This window comes from Natronorubrum tibetense GA33 (assembly GCF_000383975.1).
Classification (GTDB): domain Archaea; phylum Halobacteriota; class Halobacteria; order Halobacteriales; family Natrialbaceae; genus Natronorubrum; species Natronorubrum tibetense.
Map to the genome: position 1 here is coordinate 482,811 of NZ_KB913017.1, position 15,988 is coordinate 498,798.

The window sequence follows — 15,988 nt, forward strand, 5'->3', positions numbered from 1 at the left end:
TGGGCTAACAGGTGCGACGTTAAGAGAATATCGGACTGTTCGTCCGCGATAAAGGAATCTCAGCAGGTTTTTACGCGCCGACCGTCCACGTTTGGACGACTCCCCACATGACCTTCGTCACCCGTCTCACGCTCCAGAGCGGCGATCGAGCCGCGCTCGACGGCATCGTCGACGACATCAAAACCTCCGCCGAACGCAAGGGGGCCGCACTGAAAGGGCCACACTCCCACCCGCCGGAGAAACTGTCGGTCCCCCAGCGGTGTCGACTCCACGGCGACGACCACCGACGATTCGACTCGTGGGACTACACCGTCTTCACCCGCGAACTCGAGATCCACGGCCACGACAGCCTCGCGCGCAACATCGCCTCGCAGAACTTCCCAGATTCGGTCCACATCGAAGCCGAAGTCGAGCAGATCCACGGCGCGGGCCGCGGAAACTGATACGGTTTGCTGTACCGGTGGGACCGCAAGACGCTCGCGATCCCAGCTGAACTGACTTACAGCAGACAGTATGAGCCGTTCCCCTCGCAGTCGCCGCCGGTGGTCGGTAGCATTTTCAGCGCTCACGACGATGAGCGGGTATGAGCACGGACGATCTCGTTTCCCTTCGCCGAGACCTGCACCGCAAGCCCGAACCGGCCTGGTGTGAATTCTATACGACCGCACGAATCGTTACGGAACTCGAGAAGCGCGTCGACCTCGACGAACTCCACGTCGGTCCGGACGCCATCGCGGGCGACCATCGAATGGCCGTCCCGGACGATTCGGAACTGGCCGTCTGGCTCGAGCGCGCCCGCGAAGCGGGTGCCGACGAGGCCGTCCTCGAGCGACTCGAGGGCGGGCACACCGGGGCCGTCGCCGTCCTCGAGCGCGGCGAGGGGCCCACCGTCGGCCTCCGCGTCGACATCGACGCCCTCCCCCGGAGGGAGAGCGACGATCCGGACCACGCACCCGCCGCGGGAGGCTTCCGCTCCGAACACGAGGGCGCGATGCACGCCTGCGGCCACGACGCCCACGCGACGATCGGTATCGGTGTCCTCGAGCGAATCGCCGAAAGCAACTTTCAGGGCACGTTGAAGGTATTCTTCCAGCCCGCCGAGGAGGTCGTCGGCGGCGGGAAGTCGATGGCTGAGAGCGAGCACATCACGGACGTCGACTCGCTGCTCGCGATCCACATCGGCCTCGACCACCCGACCGGCGAAATCGTCGCCGGAATCGACGGCTTTCTCGCGGTCAAACACCTCGAGATCGAGTTTTCGGGCGAGTCGGCCCACGCGGGCGGCCACCCTGAACAGGGTCGCAACGCGGTGCAGGCGATGGCGACGGCCGTCCAGAACCTCTACGGCATCCCACGGCACAACGACGGCAAGACCCGAATCAATGCGGGCGTCGTCGAAGGCGGCAGCGCCGCCAACATCATTCCGGACGAGGCGCGCATCCTCGCCGAGGTCCGAGGCGAGACGACCGAACTCATGAACTACATGGACCGGAAGGCCCGCCACATCGTCCGGAACGCCGCGAACATGCACGGCTGCGACGTCGAGTTTTCGACGGGTGCCGAAGCACCGAGCGCGACGAGCGACCAGGAACTCGTCGATATCGTCGCCGACGTCGCGGGCCGGACCGAGGGAGTTTCGAGCGTCCTCGAGCGCGACGAACTCGGCGGCAGCGAGGACGCGACGTTCCTGATGCAGGCCGTCCAGGACAACGGCGGCAACGCCTGCTACGTCGGCATCGGCACGGACCACCCCGGCGGCCACCACAGCGCGACGTTCGACGTGGACGAAGAGAGCCTCCAGCACGGCGTCGACGTGCTTACCGGCGCAGTTGAGCAGATCAGCCGCGACTGATAGCCGTAGGCTGGACTACCCTGCTACCCAGGCTGGTCTCATACCGCCGGCATCGAGACATGCAAACGCTTTTCTATACCACATATAAGTGTTGAAACAACTGGCAGGAACAGCCCTGTGCGGTTTGTCAATGACGAGGACAAGCGAGACACTCCAGCGGACTCGAGTACGAGTGGGTCTCTGGCTACGGATAGTAGCCGCCGGTTCGATCGCCACACTCGGGTTCGTCTGCTTGTTTCTCATCGAGGTCGCAGCCATCACGCTGATGTCGATGTTCATGCTTGTGCTGGCCCCGTTTGCAGTTGCCATGTTGCTGCTTTTCATCGGGCTCTGGGTGTTCACTGCGGGACTCTACCGCCGGCTGATGCCGACCTCGCTGGTCGTTGGTCGAATTTCGAACAAGTGGTTGGGCGAGCTCGAGCAGGTCGCACACCAGGTCACAAACCCCAGGGACGGCCTCGAGAGGCGGCCGATCGCACTCATGCTGTCCGCGCTCGTCGTCTGGATCGTCGGAGTCGCAATCGTCGAATCCATCACGCTGATCTCGAGGTTTGACGCACTCCTCGTGGTCAGCACGGTCATCGGTGTCGGCAGCGCGACATACTACACGGGCAAAACGATCACCGAAGAACGTGGCCGCGGGGGAGTCGTCGAAGCGCAACTCGTAGACGATATCGACGTCCTCGAGACTACTGCGGCTGCTACCGAGAAACTAGCCGGTGGGGCCGAATACAGTCTCGAGGAGCTTCAGGCGCGCGTCGATCGCCTCGCGGCGCAGGCGGGTGCCCCCGCACCGACCGTTCGGCTCGGCCGCGAACGAGTGCCGTTCGCGGCGACGGTCGGCTTCCGACCGGGCACCTCGACCATCATCGTCTCGGTCGGCCTCTGTACCGCGCTCTCGACCCGCGAACTCGAGGCCGTGCTCGCACACGAACTCGCCCACGCTGTCAATCGGGATGCGGCGGTTCTGACCGCGCTGGCCCTGCCCAACGCGAAGTTCGAGACGATGCTCGAGACGGCACTCGCGGACCCACACGACGACTCAGCAACCCCGATACAGGCCCATCCGATGCTCTTGCTGGTTGCGCTTCCGATCGTCGCGTTCACGCGAGCGTCGGTGATTCTTGTCACCAGATACCGCGAGTACGTCGCCGACCGTGGTGCTGTCGCACTCACGGGCGACCCGGCGGCGCTCGCGAGCGCCCTCGAGACATTGGACCAGGAATTCACTCGTCGTCCCTCACGTGACCTCCGTACTCATCACTCGACAGCGGCCTTTTCTATCGTCCCGCCGCCGTGGGAGGAACACCGGTTTTTCGACCGCTCGAGGCGGTTCGTGGCTCGGCGGCTGCTCGGAACGCATCCACCCACAAAAAAGCGGATCGAACGGCTGCGATTCGAGACGCCGGATTCGGCGGCGACCGGCGATCAGTAGCCGTCGTCTTCGTCGCCGTCGTAGTCGTCGTCTTCGTCGCCGTCGTAGTCGTCGTCCATGTCGTCGTGCTCGTAATCGACGACGACCTCGAGGTCGAAGGGTTCGTCAGCGGGGGCCGCGTCGGGCTCGAGGTAGCCGACCGCGAACGCGGAGTAGACGGTTCCGGCTTCGGGTTCGACATCGAACGTCGCGACGACGTCGCCGTCGTTGTCCTCGGTCGCGGGGCGGACCTCGAGTGTGTACGCGTCGGGGGCGACCTCGACGGCCGCAGCGTCGCCGAAGGCGGCGTCCTCGACCAGCACCGTCTCGCCGTCACCCACCGTTACGTCGACGGCCGGAGCGTCGGGCGAGGCATGGACGAGTCGGACCCGTGCGTCCTCGCCGGGATCGCTCAGGTCGTCCTCGAGGACGACCGGCTCGAAGGGCTGGTTCTCCTCGGCCAGTTCGCCGAGGGCGGCGATCGTGTAGTCGCCGTCGCCGACCTCGACTTCGTCGTCGAAGACGACGGTGTCGGCGTCGCCCGCGGCCGTGATCATCACGTCGTACGTCTCGGGCGGGAGCTCGAGATAGTCGCTAACCGCGCGGTAGGGCACGTCCTCGAGGGTGGGTTCGCCGTCGACCCAGACGTCGACGTTCGGCGCGTCGGGCGAGAGGTGGGCGACGCGGACGCCGGCGTCGTGGTCGTCCATCTCGTCGTCGTGTTCGTCGTCGCTGTGCTCGTCATCGTCGTGTCCGTCGTCGGCGTGATCGTCCGCGTCGTCGTTCGCTGCGTCGTCGTCGCCACCTAAGCAACCCGCAACTGCGATGACCCCGGTTGTGCCGATCAGTGACAGTGCACGTCGGCGCGTGTGGTTTTCTACCATCACCACTACATAACCTGTCGACACGAATAGCCAAGACTCCTAACTAAGTAGGTTTTTGGCCAAATCATATTTAAGTCATTAGATGGTTAAGATCGGCAAAAGTTAACTACGTCAACCAGGGAGATGCACAGTTGTTCGAGTTTTGCTGGCCGGGAGCGGGCTCCGAGCACCGCGAGGAGTCCGCGACCCTACGGAAGAGCGTGCTCTTCGGAGCGGCGAGGGACCAGAGGTCCCTCGAGCAGTCGGCGCTTCGCGCCGACTGCAAGCGATTCCGTCGGGATCGCCCAGTCCAAAAGAGCGCGAGGCGCTCTTTTGAAGATCTCACCGAGGGACATCGCGCTGTGGGGCAGCTATGCTGCCGTCAGCGCGACAGACCGTGGTTCGAAAGACGCCTCCGGCGTCTTTCGTCATCAAGCGAGATCTTCGGTCTCGCGGACCTCGCAAATCTTCGATTCGCTCAGTCACGAGAGGCCGAAGCTCTCTCGAACGACAGAGTAAAATTTCGGTGTTAGTACTTCGGCTCCGCCCCGGTCGTCTCGTAGACGTTTTCCATCAACTCGTCGCGTCGGTCCTGCCACCCCGCGAGTCCCTCCGGACTGGTCGGGTACTGCTCGTAGTGGGCCAGCAGGTCGTCGGCACAGCGCTTGGTCTGGTAGAGATTCCAGATAGTCCCCCAGTGACCGCGGCTCTTGATCAGGGACTCGAGTTTGAGCTTCAGGCCGATATCCGTACTCCCCGAGTAGAGCGCCTCGGCGAGTTTGTCGCCGGGCATCGCTGCGAGCAGCCCCATCAGGTCGTCGACGTCGATAGCCGTCGAGAGGATATTGTAGACATCTAAGGCGGCGTAGCGCGCCCCGAAATGCTCCATGACGCGCTCGTTGTACTCCCAGAAGGTCGCCTCGCTGAAGTCGCCGGTCTCGAGTGCTTCGATCGCCTGATCGGCGGCGTACTTGCCGCCGTAGGCTGCGCCGGCGATGCCGCCGCCGGTGGTGGGGTTGACGTGACCCGCGGCGTCGCCGACGGCCATGTAGCCGGGGTGGACGGCCGAGTCGTAGGGCCGGCGGGTGGGGAGGGCGGCACCGAGTTTGTCCTCGACTTCTGCGCCCTCGAACTCCGCGCGGTTCTCGAGGTCCTTCTTGAGGTCCGCGACGAGCTTCATGGGTTCCTCGGTCATCTGGAAGCCCAGCCCGGCATTGATCTCGGTGTCGGTGCGCGGGAAGTACCAGAGGTAGCCCGCGGCGCGCTCGGTCGGTTTGAACACGAGGGCGTCGTCCCACTCGACGGGCTCTTCCACGTGGACGATCTCGCGGTAGGCCGAGCAAAAGTGCGAGTAGTTGACGTTGGTATCGAAGGTCGAATCCGAGAAGTCGACGTTGTCCTGCAACACCGACAGCGACCCGGCCGCGTCGATGACGATGTCGGCTTCGTACGTCATCGGGTCGCCCTTGCGGATCGTGTCGACGCCCGTCACGCGGCCGTCGTCGGCCTGTCTAACGTTCGTAACCACGGTGTCGTACTGGAACTCGACCCCGGTGTCCTCGGCACCCTCGATGATGCGTCGGCCGTACTCCCAGCGGTCGATGACCGCCAGTTCGCCGGGGACGGGAATCTCGAGGACGGTGTCCTCCTGGGGAATCTCGAAGCGTCCGTGGTCGACGCCCGTATTGGTGAAGGCCGGCTCGAGTTTCGACTTCGGGATCGCCTCGGGGAACGCGTCCGCACCCTTCAGTGCGTCCCCGCAGGCGATGTGGCCCGCCTCTGTCTCCGTCTTGCGCTCGAGAACGACGGCGTCGTAGCCTTCGCGTGCGACGGTCGCTGCGGCGTAACATCCTGCAGTCCCGGCACCGACGACGACCACGTCCGGGCTGCGAGTTTCGGACGTGGCGGTGGTGGCGGACTGCTCCTGCGTGCTCATACCCACACTGTCCGACCACGGGAAGAAAACGTTTTATGTGTGATTTGTCGCTCTCGGAGAGCCAGATGGAGGTGGCCGTGAATCCGTCCACTGGTATCGACACGCGCGGGCGGCGTTCGTCCGGCCGAACAGGTTTCGATCGGCGATTTTCGTTGTGCCGGATACGACAGATAGTCGATAAAGAGTTTTAGTGGGGTCGTTCGTAGCTGCCTGTATGACAGAGTACGCGATCGAGTTCGTCGGAACCGGCGAGACGATCACCTGCACGGACAAGGAGACCATCCTCAGTCGCTGTCTCGAGGAGGGTATCGCTCAGGAGTACTCCTGCCGCGTCGGGATGTGTCTGGCCTGTTCGGCCGAGATTCTCGAGGGCGAGGTCACCCAGCCTGCGGCTCGAGGCCTGACGGAGGAGGAAGCGGAAAACTACGCACTGACCTGTATGGCCCGCCCGCAGTCGGACCTGAAACTCGATCGCGGGAAGTACCCGCCGAGCATCGAGGGGGATCTCGAGAGCAGCGCCACGGGTGACACAGCCGCTGCGGACGATTAACGCGACGTCCGCTACGGGACATCATTTCTCATCCGATCGGAGCGCTATGAAGTTTCCCACTACCGAGTGGCGGAACCCGTCTCGCGTCAACAGCCGGGAATCGGAGTTCAAGGCGTACTCTCCCAGAAAAGTGTGGGTCGATGGAATTTTGAAACCCTACTGCATCAGGACCGGGGTTCAACCATGTCCGCGACGCTGAACTGCACGCTCGAATCGATATCTACAGCCGGGTTCGATCCAGGCGTTGTCGGCAGTGCTCGAGCCTTCCCATTACGCCCGACCAGTTTTTGGCTAGCTTTTTACTACACAAGAATTATACATTTTTACTCGAGCCAACTCGTATATGTCTGACAAAAATACTGATGGGGTCGAATCAGTGGCTACCACGGAATCACCACTTGACCGTCGGACGCTATTAAAAGGTATAAGCGGGAGTACAGTTGCATTCGGCGCCAGTATCGGTACTTCCACTGTTTCGGCAGCCCAGAACGACGAGCCACCAGTCACCGAGGTCGACAATGGGCAGGCGAGGAAGGCGATCGGTCGTGCGAGGCGATCGGATGCATTCAAGGAGCTCAAATCGTATCTTCGTGACGCGTACGATCTCATCGTCCCATCTCGGGATGCAAGAGTGTTCGAGGCTGAAGGGCCCGAGGGAACGGCGTACGAGGTCGTCTCGTTTTACCCGAAGCGTCGAGGTCAGGGATCGAACGAGAATACGCAGTACAGTCTCGCTGTGACGCTCCGTGGCTCGAGTGTTGTCTCCAATAAAGCAACAATCGTTTCGTTCGATGACGGCGATATCCCTACCGACGCTACCTCAATCAGCGTCCGCGAGGGCGATATCGAAGAGTCGGAGGAATCAGTCGAAATAAACGATCCGGAAGACCCAGAGACATCAGCCGGCCATGAAACGACAGGTGCGGAAACGGCGTCCGTAACGGTGCAATCGACGAGTTGTAACCTCTGTCGAACGATCTTCGATCTGGCTTGCGTCGTAGGTTGTGGAGTTGGCGCTGCAGCACTCTGCTTACTGGCTGGTGTGACGACGTTCGGCACCGGATTCATCGTGTGTGCAGGGGTCACTGCAGCCGTCTGCTATTTCATCCAACGGTTCGGTTGCACGCCCCCTTCCAGAACCGCCTGCACGGAGATGAGCTACTGTTAGTACCTACCAACACAATATACACAACAATATGTTCGAAAATTCATCCGACAGTTTGGCCGTTCAATCCTCGATCCTTTTCGGAGTCGTTTTCCTCGTCTTCTTCGGGCTGTCCGTTCTATTCGGCGATTCGATACGTCGAGGTGCACTCTACGGGTTCGTGATCGCGGCTGCCTTCGCCGGCGCGGCAATGATCCTCCTGTCCCGATAGTTCGTCACCCACGACTCCGGTTCGTACGAGCACACGAGAATCTGGGACCGATCACGCCACGCGGTTCTTCAGCGACTCGCCCGCCTGGAACCGGCGGACGTTCTCGCGGACCAGTTCGGCGATATCGAGGTGGTAGCGGTTCGTCGCCGAGCCGCGGTGTGGCGTCACGATGACGTTCTCGAGGTCCCAGAGCGGTGACGACGGCGGCAGTGGCTCCGTCTCGAAGACGTCCAGTGCGGCGCCGGCGATCGCGTCCGTTTCCAGCGCTTCGACCAGCGCCGCCTCGTCGACGAGCGGCCCGCGGGCGACGTTGATCAGGTAGGCGTCCGTCCGCATCGCGTCCAAAATCCGCTCATCGATCATCCCCTCGGTTTCCGGCGTGTGCGGGGCCGCGAGCGCGACGAATCGGGCGTCGGCGACAGCGTCCTCGAGCGCGGGCGGGTCGTAGATCCGCGAAACCGATGGCACGGACCCCTCGGAGCGACGGACGCCGACGACCTCCATGCCGAGGGCGTCGGCTCGCTCCGCGATAGCAGTGCCGATCGTTCCGAGACCGACGACGCAGAGCCGTTCGTCCGAGAGCGTAAACGGGCGCTCGTAGGCCGGGTCGTGCCACTCTCGTTCTCCCTGGTGATCGCGGTACACGTGCAGCAGTCGCGCCAGCGACAGCATGTAGCCGACGGCGAGTTCCCCGACGGTCTCGCCGTGGATCCCGGAGCTGTTGGTGAGCGGTACCCCGGCGCCCTCGTAGGCGTCGGTGTCGAACGCGTCGTATCCCGCGCGGATGCAGTGGACCCAGCCCGCCTCGAGAAATTCCGGGCGCGGTTCGAACGAGGCGACCGCGTCCGTCGAGGCGTAGGACGCCTCGTCCCCGACGAGTTCGACCCGAACGTCGAGGCCGTCGAACGCGTCGACGAACGCCGCCTTCGGGATCTTCGTCCCGACCGATTCGTGCAGACACAGCCGCTCGAGTGGTGCCATCTATCTCGACTGACTGGCGTCGCGTGCAAGAACGTTTTCGGGAGCCGTTCGCCGTCCCACCCGCTGTGCGTATAAAAATACTCGCCGAATTGATCGTCCCCTCGAGTGACGAAAATGGACTCCTCCCGGTCTGCTCCCGTTTGCGAGCGGTGACTGCCGACTGAACTCAGTCGACGAAGTCGATGTCTTCGCCCTGTGCGGGCGCTTCGGGCTGGACGGCCTCGCCGTCGGGCTTGCCGTAGATCTGTGGCGACTCGACGCCGGTGACGACGATCATCGTCCGCATGCTGCCCTCGAGGCTCTCGTCGATCGAGGTCCCCCAGATGATGCGCGCGTCGGGGTCGATCCGGTCGTAGATCTCCTCGACGACGCCTTCGGCTTCCTCGATGGCCATATCGTTACCACCGGTGACGTTAACCAGCGCGGAGCTCGCCCCCGAGATGTCGACGTCGAGCAGCGGCGAGCGCAGGGCTGTCTTGACCGAGTCTTCGGCTTTCGCTTCGGAGTCCGATTCACCGAGTCCGATCATCGCGACGCCGCCGCGCTCCATGACGGTGCGAACGTCGGCGAAGTCCAGGTTGACGAGGCCGGGTTTCGTGATGAGTTCCGTGATGCCCTTGACCGAGCGCATCAGCACCTCGTCGCTCACCTTGAACGCCTGTCGGACGGGCAGTTTGCCCACGGAGTCCAGCAAGCGGTCGTTCGGGACGACGATGACGGTGTCGGAAACGTCGCGCAGACGCTCGAGGCCGGCTTCCGCGTTCGTGCGCCGAACTTCACCTTCCGCGGTAAACGGCGTCGTGACGATCGAAATCGTCAGCGCGCCGGCCTCGCGGGCGGCTTTGGCGACGACCGGGGCGGAACCGGTTCCGGTGCCGCCGCCCAGACCCGCCGTGACGAAGACCATGTCGGAGCCGTCGATAGCGTCGTAGATGTCCTGCTGGCTCTCGAGGGCGGCCTCTTCACCGACCTGTGGGAGCGAGCCAGCGCCGCGGCCGCTGGTCTTCTGTTTCCCCATCAGGATTTTTGTGTCGGCCTCGATTTCGACGAGGTGTTGGACGTCGGTGTTCGCGGCGACGAGTTTCGCGCCGTGGATCCCTTCCTCGTGCATTCGATTGATCGTGTTTCCGCCGGCACCGCCACAGCCGACGACGGTAATATCGGTCTGGAGGTCCTGCAGTACGTCCTCCAGTTCGTCGTCGGTCATGGTTCCGGTCGGGTTCGATTCGTCTCCGGTCGGCGACTGCCCGTCCTGCGGTGGGGCATCGTCGGGGGCGCCTCCCGACTCCCCGTCTTCAGCCTCGTCGATGGCGTCGTCGATGATGGAGTCCATTCTTGACCCAGTCTAGAAGATGGAGCATAATTACCTTTCCCCTACACGTCAGACGGATGTCTGACACGGTACGGAGCGATTACTACGCGTCTACTGACGGTTCAAATGCCGATACCGGACCCGATATACGGCCATTACCGCTCGTTTCGGTCCGGTTGTATCTGAAAATGATCAGTCTGTCGCGCACGAACTCTCTCGGGATTGATGGGTTCGCCGTCGACGGTGACCGACTCGCCGCTCGCGAGCGCGCCGAACTTCGGTCCCTCCGGAACGCCGGCCTCGAGCGCCAGCGCCGGGTCGAAGGCGCTCCGCTCGGCGATCACGGCGTCGTCATCGCGGGTCACCGAGTCGTACTTCGCCTCGAGGACGGTCGCCAGTTCCGCAACGATCGTCTCGCGCGCGCCCCCCGAATCGAGGGTCGAGTCGTCGGCCGAATCGTCACTGCCGGCCTCTGGTATCGCGACTCGAGCGCCGACCCGACTACCGCCGTTTTCGGTCGTGAAGGCGACGGCGTTTGTCTCGACGATCTCCCGCACGCGATCGGGGTCGATCCCCTCCGCGGCGTCGACCAGGTCGGACGGGAGGTCGACGACGTCGAACGCGGCGTCCCGGCGATCACCGAACCGGATTCCGTCCTCGACGCTCCCGAGCGCGGACTCGACGTCGCCGACCAGGTCGAGCGAGCGGTCGCCGACCTCGCGCAACCAGGTCTCGGTCACGAGTCGGCAGTCCAGCTCCGCGAGCGTCTCCTCGAGCACCGGCCACTCGCCGTCGATCACGGCGATGTCGGTCCCGCTGGCATCGAACGCCGCCTCGAGGACGTCTCGGTGGGCGCTCGGATGGCCCATCGCCTCGAGCGCCCAGTCGGCGGCGACGTGGCCCACAGCCCACGGCGTCTCGCGGACGATGCGCTCGAATCGCGGGACGTAGTGGTTTCCGCCGAAGCCGACAAGCTGCCTACTCCGGTGCGGTTCGACCCCCCGAAGCCCGAGGATTGCGCGAGCGACGGCGGCCGCGCCCTCGGGGTCGTCCCACTGCTCGTCGTCGCTGCCGAGTTCGGCGAATAGCGACGGACAGCCGACGTCGGTGGGGCCGTGGTGGGTACACTCCAGCCCGACGTCGTAGCCATCCGGTGCGTGTTCGTCGAACGCCTCGAGCAACCGGGCGAGCGCGTTCGGTGGTGTCTCGGCGACGGCGTCGTCCTCGCCGCCGAACTCGGCCGGGCCGAAGTTTCCCGTGACGTGGCCCGTCAACAACGGCCCCGTGTCGCCGGAGTGACGCGAGGCGAAGACGAGCAGATCGGGGTCGCAGTCGAAGGCGTCGGCGGGGCGCTCGAGCTCGAGGTGGAGGGCCTCGAAGGAGCGAAGTTCGACGCCGTCGAGTCGGTAGACTGTCCCACCTCCTTCGGCGGCGGGCCGTGAGTTGTCGGGCACGGTTTCCCAGTCGGCGAGTTCGCGGAGTTGGTCGCAGATGTGGACCGACGCGCGATCAGCCCGACTCTCGACGATAGCGAGATCGGTCATACTCGCACACGCGAACTGGGGACCGGTAACGTCGTCGGTTTCGGATAGTTGTTCGCCGGGTGTCAGCGTCGCTACCGCCGCTATGGCATAAAGCCGTGGCGATGGCTACCATCGGTTTTTCCCGTTCGGGAATAGTCGTTAGTAACCTGCATAATCATTGCTGATAATCGTCGCCCCTCCCATCGCGTTCAACTACCTATGACTGATTACCCGTCGAAGTGTGACGACTCAGCGACCGATTCCTCGCCGGAGAGTGACGAATCGACAAGCGAGTCACTGTCAGAGACCGGTGACAGCCTGGACGACGCCGACCCGACGGGAGACGCCGAGTTTCCGAACGGAATCAATCTCGACGTTCGCCAGCTGACCGACTTTGTCAGTGACCATGCCGTCTGGTTGCTCGACGCCGACGGTCGCGTCGCCACGTGGAACGAACGGGCGGCGGCGCTGACGGGACACGAGGAGAGTGAAATCGTCGGAACACAGTATCGGGTCTTTTTCCCGCCGGAGAGTCGCGAAACCGGACGGCCGGAGCAACTCCTCGAGCGGGCTCGTACCGAGGGACGGGTCGAAGACGACGGCTGGCGGCTCCGGAGCGACGGGGACCGGCTCTGGGTCCGCGAGGTGATCGCATCGATTCGAGGTGGTGAAACGGATACGGCGTCCGACCGAGAGGTGCCGTCAGCCGGGCGCGTCGGGGAGGCGAGTGGCGAACTGCTGGGTTACGCGATACTCGTCCACGATCGGACGGCGGCGTACGAACGGGAGCGGGAGCTTCGGGAAGAGCAGGCGTTCACGGAGAGCGTCTTCGAAGCACAGCCCGACATCGTCTACGCGTTCGACGCCGACGGGAACTACATCGAGTGGAACGATCGAGTACCGGAGGTAACGGGATACACCGACGCGGAACTGGCCGAGATGGGACCTCTCGAGTTCGTGGCACCGGAGCACCGCGAGCGGATCGCCGCCGCCATCACGCGCGTTCTCGAGGAGGACACCCACGTCACCGCCGAAGCAGATCTTCTCACGGAAGATGGCACCCGAATCCCCTACGAGTTCAACAGCGCGCGGATCACCGACGAAACCGGAACCGTCCTCGGCTTTACCGGTATCGGCCGGGACGTGAGCGACCGCAAGGCTCGCGAACGAGAACTGCGCGAAGAGAAAGCGCTCACGGAGAGCGTCTTCGAGGCCCAGCCGGACCTCCTCTACGCCTACGACACCGACCGCGATCTGATTCACTGGAACGACCAGTTCGAACAGCTCACCGGCTACGACACCGACAAACTCGAGGGGATGAACCCGCTCGAGTTTATCGCGCCGCCGGACCGAGAGCACATCGAGCGGGCGATCGAACGGATCATGGAAGACGGCGAGCGCGTCACCGCCGAGGGTCGCGTGCTGACGAAGGACGGAACGACCGTTCCGTACGAGTTCAACAGCGCGCGGATCACCGACGAAACGGGGACCGTCCTCGGTTTTACCGGCGTCGGTCGGGACATCACCGACCGAAAGATCCGGGAGCGCGAACTCGAGCGCCTCGAGCGACTCAACGCGACGATTCGAACGATCGACGAGACGATGGTCGCGGCGGAGACCCGTGACGAAATCGAGTCGGCGATCGTCGAGGCGTTCGCCGCCGCCGACGCCTACCGGTTCGCCATCATCGGCCGGGTCGACGCCGGCGTGGCGCTCGATCGGCTTCGGTGGGAGCCACAGGCGTGGGCCGGAATTGATGCGGACGGCGTCGAGAACGTCCGCTCGTCGTTCGTCGAGCCGGCCAACTATCCGGACGAATCGCCGTTCGAGACGGGAGCCGTCCAGTGCTATCGACACCTTCGCGAGAGCGATGTCGACGAGCGGCGAGCCGACGCGCGAGATCGCGATTACGGTTCGGTGGCCGTCGTCCCGATCGACGCGAGCGGGCGCGCGTACGACCTACTCGTCGTTGCGGCCCGCGAATCGGCCGCGTTCGCCGACCGCGAGCGGGAAGTCCTCCAGGAGTTCGGCGGCACGATCGGGCACGCGATCAACGCGATGGCCGTCCGTCGACTCCTCTATTTAGATACTGTCGTCGAACTCGAATTCGAGTCGACCGACCGGCAGGACGTCTGCATCGACCTCTCGGCCCGAACCGGCTGTCGCCTCTCCCTCGAGCACGTCTTGCCGCTGACCGACGAGCGGTACGTCTACTACGTCACGGTCGGCGACACCGATCCGGAACGGATCCGCTCGGTCGCCGGCGATCACGGATCGATCAGCGAGGTCCGACGTATCGACACCAGCCGCGACGACAGCCACTGGGAGTTCGTCGTTCAGGGTCCGACGGTCACCGGCCTGCTTGCGGATTACGGCGCTCGAATACGGTCGGAAGTCGTCGACGACGGCGTTGCGAGTTGCGTCGTCCAGGTCAGTCCGGACGTCGAGGTTCGCGACGTTGTCGAGGCGGTGACGTCGGCCTACCCCGAGATGCGACTCGTCTCGAAACGCACGGACGAGCAGTCGATCGAGCCCCGCAGCGACTTCCGCCAACGGCTCGAGGACGAGTTGACGACGAAACAGCGAACCGCGCTCGAGGCGGCCTACTACGGCGGCTACTTCGAGTGGCCGACGCGAAACAGCGACGCGAGCGAGATCGCCGACCGACTCGGTATCGCTCGCCAGACGTTCCACCAGCATCTCCGGGTCGCACAGGAGAAACTCCTCACGGCGTACCTCGAGGACGGCGAGACGGGCGACGACTAACCGTCACGATTCTCTAGCTATATCTCCCGGTCATACCAGAGCACGCTGGTACACTCCTTTCCCGCACTCATCGTTTCTATCCGGCAATGAATTTGGACCTCGCTACCGAGCAGACGACTACTGCGTTCGACGTTCTCGCCGATTCCGGCCGCCGACGTGTGCTTTCGACGCTTCTCGAACAGGACGAACCGCTCTCTCTGGAGACGCTCGCGACCGACGTCGCGGTCCGGGAGCACGGGTCTCCGGTCGTCACCGAAGCCCAGTCCCGGACGGTACACATCGAACTCGTCCACAATCACGTCCCGCGACTGCTCGACCTCGGTGTCCTTCGGGAGGTCGGCGACGACGAGACACGCCGCATCGCCCTCGCGGACCATCCGCTTCTCGAGGCCGAATGGGTCAGCCGTCTCCTCGAAACCTCGACCGACGGACCGGAATACGACGAAGGGACGCTGAGTCGGACGCTCGATGCGTTCCAACCCGCACGTCGTCGAATCGCCTGTGCCGTACTCTCGAGACACGACGAGTCGCTTCCGGTCGCCGACCTGGCTGCGATGCTCGTCGCTCGGGAGGAAGACACCCGACTCGTCGACGTCAGCGAGACGGACTGGAGTCCCGTCGAGACGACGCTCACACACAATCACCTGCCAGCCCTCGACGACGTCGGCCTCGTCGAGTACGACGCCTCGAGTGAGACCGTCGCGCTCGCGACCGACGCCCCGCAGTGGCGAGCGAACTGGCTGGCCGCGAGTCCGCTCGGGGAGATCACCGCGAGACTCGAGCCGGCCCGGAAACAGTTCGCCGACGGCTCGATCGGGGCCGAATTCGATCCCGCGTCCGCGCTCGGTTCGTCGGCCTCGGGTGCGTGCTGGACGATCGAGGGGCGAGCGAACGTCGTGAGCCGAGCCCACGACATCGCCGACAGCGCCGAGGAGGAACTGTTCGTGACGGTGCCGGACGCGGGGATGATCCAGAACGGCTGTCTCGAGCGCTGGCGGGCCGCCGCCGAGCGCGGCGTCAACGTCTACATCGGGTCGCGGTCACAGGAGGTCCGAGACGCCGTTCGCTCCGCCGTGCCGCAGGCGACCGTCTGTGAGCCGCAGTTCGACTGGCTGAACTATCCCGTCGACGGCGTCCACCACGGGCGAGTCGTGTTCGCCGACCGCGAACGAGTGCTGCTCGTAACGATCGACGACTCGGCTGCGACCGACAACCCGCACGTGACCGGGATCACCGGCGACGGGTCCGAGAACGCCCTTGCGATGCTCGTTCGCGAACACGTCGGGCCGCGACTGGACCGACTCGAGTCCCGATGTGCCGCCGGCGACTGGAGCGAGGAGGCGACGCCGTTTCCGCTGTGAGCTCATTTTACGAGCAGTAGCGTCCGTCGCGACGGCCGATTCACCGAAACCACC

12 protein-coding genes are annotated in these 15,988 nt (G+C 64.1%); 7 read left to right on the forward strand and 5 right to left on the reverse strand.

The window, feature by feature from the left end:
* Window positions 1-107: 107 nt before the first annotated feature.
* The 3 genes from NATTI_RS0102555 (at window position 108) to NATTI_RS24895 (ending at window position 3,287) form a co-directional block, all read left to right on the forward strand.
* Window positions 108-443 (forward strand): uS10/mL48 family ribosomal protein, encoded by a 336-nt coding sequence (locus NATTI_RS0102555; RefSeq protein WP_006092141.1) that lies wholly within the window; start codon window positions 108-110, stop codon window positions 441-443.
* 140 nt (window positions 444-583) lie between these two features.
* Window positions 584-1,852, forward strand: coding sequence for an amidohydrolase (locus NATTI_RS0102560; RefSeq protein WP_006092142.1), 1,269 nt, complete (start codon window positions 584-586; stop codon window positions 1,850-1,852).
* Between the two features lie 172 nt (window positions 1,853-2,024).
* Window positions 2,025-3,287 carry a M48 family metallopeptidase gene (locus NATTI_RS24895; protein ID WP_019991582.1) on the forward strand — a complete coding sequence of 421 codons (1,263 nt, stop codon included), beginning with the start codon at window positions 2,025-2,027 and terminating at the stop codon, window positions 3,285-3,287.
* On the opposite strand, the gene NATTI_RS0102575 is transcribed toward NATTI_RS24895, so the two are convergent.
* On the reverse strand, window positions 3,281-4,150 hold the full coding sequence (locus NATTI_RS0102575; protein WP_006092143.1) for a DUF4397 domain-containing protein: 870 nt from the start codon (window positions 4,148-4,150) through the stop codon (window positions 3,281-3,283). The genes NATTI_RS24895 and NATTI_RS0102575 overlap by 7 nt on opposite strands.
* Window positions 4,151-4,658: 508 nt before the next feature.
* Window positions 4,659-6,065: a geranylgeranyl reductase family protein gene (locus NATTI_RS0102580; RefSeq protein WP_006092144.1), complete on the reverse strand. Its 1,407-nt coding sequence runs from the start codon at window positions 6,063-6,065 to the stop codon at window positions 4,659-4,661.
* Window positions 6,066-6,279: 214 nt separating this feature from the next.
* Between NATTI_RS0102580 and NATTI_RS0102585 the strand changes: the two genes are divergently transcribed.
* Both NATTI_RS0102585 and NATTI_RS0102590 read left to right on the forward strand, forming a co-directional pair.
* The gene (locus NATTI_RS0102585; RefSeq protein WP_006092145.1) at window positions 6,280-6,615 is read left to right on the forward strand and encodes a 2Fe-2S iron-sulfur cluster-binding protein; all 336 of its coding nucleotides are present in this window, start codon (window positions 6,280-6,282) and stop codon (window positions 6,613-6,615) included.
* A gap of 343 nt (window positions 6,616-6,958) precedes the next feature.
* Window positions 6,959-7,783, forward strand: a complete 825-nt coding sequence (locus NATTI_RS0102590; protein WP_006092146.1) for a halocin C8-like domain-containing protein — start codon at window positions 6,959-6,961, stop codon at window positions 7,781-7,783.
* Window positions 7,784-8,042: 259 nt separating this feature from the next.
* Here NATTI_RS0102590 and ddh read toward each other — a convergent pair whose 3' ends face one another.
* The 3 genes from ddh to NATTI_RS0102610 all read right to left on the reverse strand — a co-directional run bounded on the left by ddh (window position 8,043) and on the right by NATTI_RS0102610 (window position 11,828).
* Window positions 8,043-8,972, reverse strand: coding sequence for a D-2-hydroxyacid dehydrogenase (gene ddh, locus NATTI_RS0102600; RefSeq protein ID WP_006092147.1), 930 nt, complete (start codon window positions 8,970-8,972; stop codon window positions 8,043-8,045).
* Window positions 8,973-9,138: 166 nt separating this feature from the next.
* Complete coding sequence (gene ftsZ / locus NATTI_RS0102605; RefSeq protein ID WP_006092148.1) at window positions 9,139-10,305, reverse strand: cell division protein FtsZ; 1,167 nt, start codon at window positions 10,303-10,305, stop codon at window positions 9,139-9,141.
* Window positions 10,306-10,439: 134 nt separating this feature from the next.
* Window positions 10,440-11,828 (reverse strand): D-aminoacyl-tRNA deacylase, encoded by a 1,389-nt coding sequence (locus NATTI_RS0102610; RefSeq protein WP_006092149.1) that lies wholly within the window; start codon window positions 11,826-11,828, stop codon window positions 10,440-10,442.
* 198 nt (window positions 11,829-12,026) lie between these two features.
* On the opposite strand from NATTI_RS0102610, the gene NATTI_RS0102615 reads away from it, so the two are divergent.
* A complete protein-coding gene (locus NATTI_RS0102615) occupies window positions 12,027-14,573 on the forward strand; it encodes a PAS domain S-box protein (RefSeq protein ID WP_006092150.1) in 2,547 nt (848 codons plus the stop codon).
* 86 nt (window positions 14,574-14,659) lie between these two features.
* Window positions 14,660-15,934: a DUF7344 domain-containing protein gene (locus tag NATTI_RS0102620; protein WP_006092151.1), complete on the forward strand. Its 1,275-nt coding sequence runs from the start codon at window positions 14,660-14,662 to the stop codon at window positions 15,932-15,934.
* The last annotated feature ends 54 nt before the right edge of the window (window positions 15,935-15,988 follow it).

Bases quoted from the DNA above. Each gene is read 5' to 3' on its own strand.
- NATTI_RS0102555 (WP_006092141.1), top strand. From the start codon at position 108: ATGACCTTCGTCACCCGTCTCACGCTCCAGAGCGGCGATCGAGCCGCG.
- NATTI_RS0102560 (WP_006092142.1), top strand. From the start codon at position 584: ATGAGCACGGACGATCTCGTTTCCCTTCGCCGAGACCTGCACCGCAAG.
- NATTI_RS0102575 (WP_006092143.1), bottom strand. From the start codon at position 4,150: ATGGTAGAAAACCACACGCGCCGACGTGCACTGTCACTGATCGGCACA.
- NATTI_RS0102580 (WP_006092144.1), bottom strand. From the start codon at position 6,065: ATGAGCACGCAGGAGCAGTCCGCCACCACCGCCACGTCCGAAACTCGC.
- NATTI_RS0102585 (WP_006092145.1), top strand. From the start codon at position 6,280: ATGACAGAGTACGCGATCGAGTTCGTCGGAACCGGCGAGACGATCACC.
- NATTI_RS0102590 (WP_006092146.1), top strand. From the start codon at position 6,959: ATGTCTGACAAAAATACTGATGGGGTCGAATCAGTGGCTACCACGGAA.
- ddh (WP_006092147.1), bottom strand. From the start codon at position 8,972: ATGGCACCACTCGAGCGGCTGTGTCTGCACGAATCGGTCGGGACGAAG.
- ftsZ (WP_006092148.1), bottom strand. From the start codon at position 10,305: ATGGACTCCATCATCGACGACGCCATCGACGAGGCTGAAGACGGGGAG.
- NATTI_RS0102610 (WP_006092149.1), bottom strand. From the start codon at position 11,828: ATGACCGATCTCGCTATCGTCGAGAGTCGGGCTGATCGCGCGTCGGTC.
- NATTI_RS0102615 (WP_006092150.1), top strand. From the start codon at position 12,027: ATGACTGATTACCCGTCGAAGTGTGACGACTCAGCGACCGATTCCTCG.
- NATTI_RS0102620 (WP_006092151.1), top strand. From the start codon at position 14,660: ATGAATTTGGACCTCGCTACCGAGCAGACGACTACTGCGTTCGACGTT.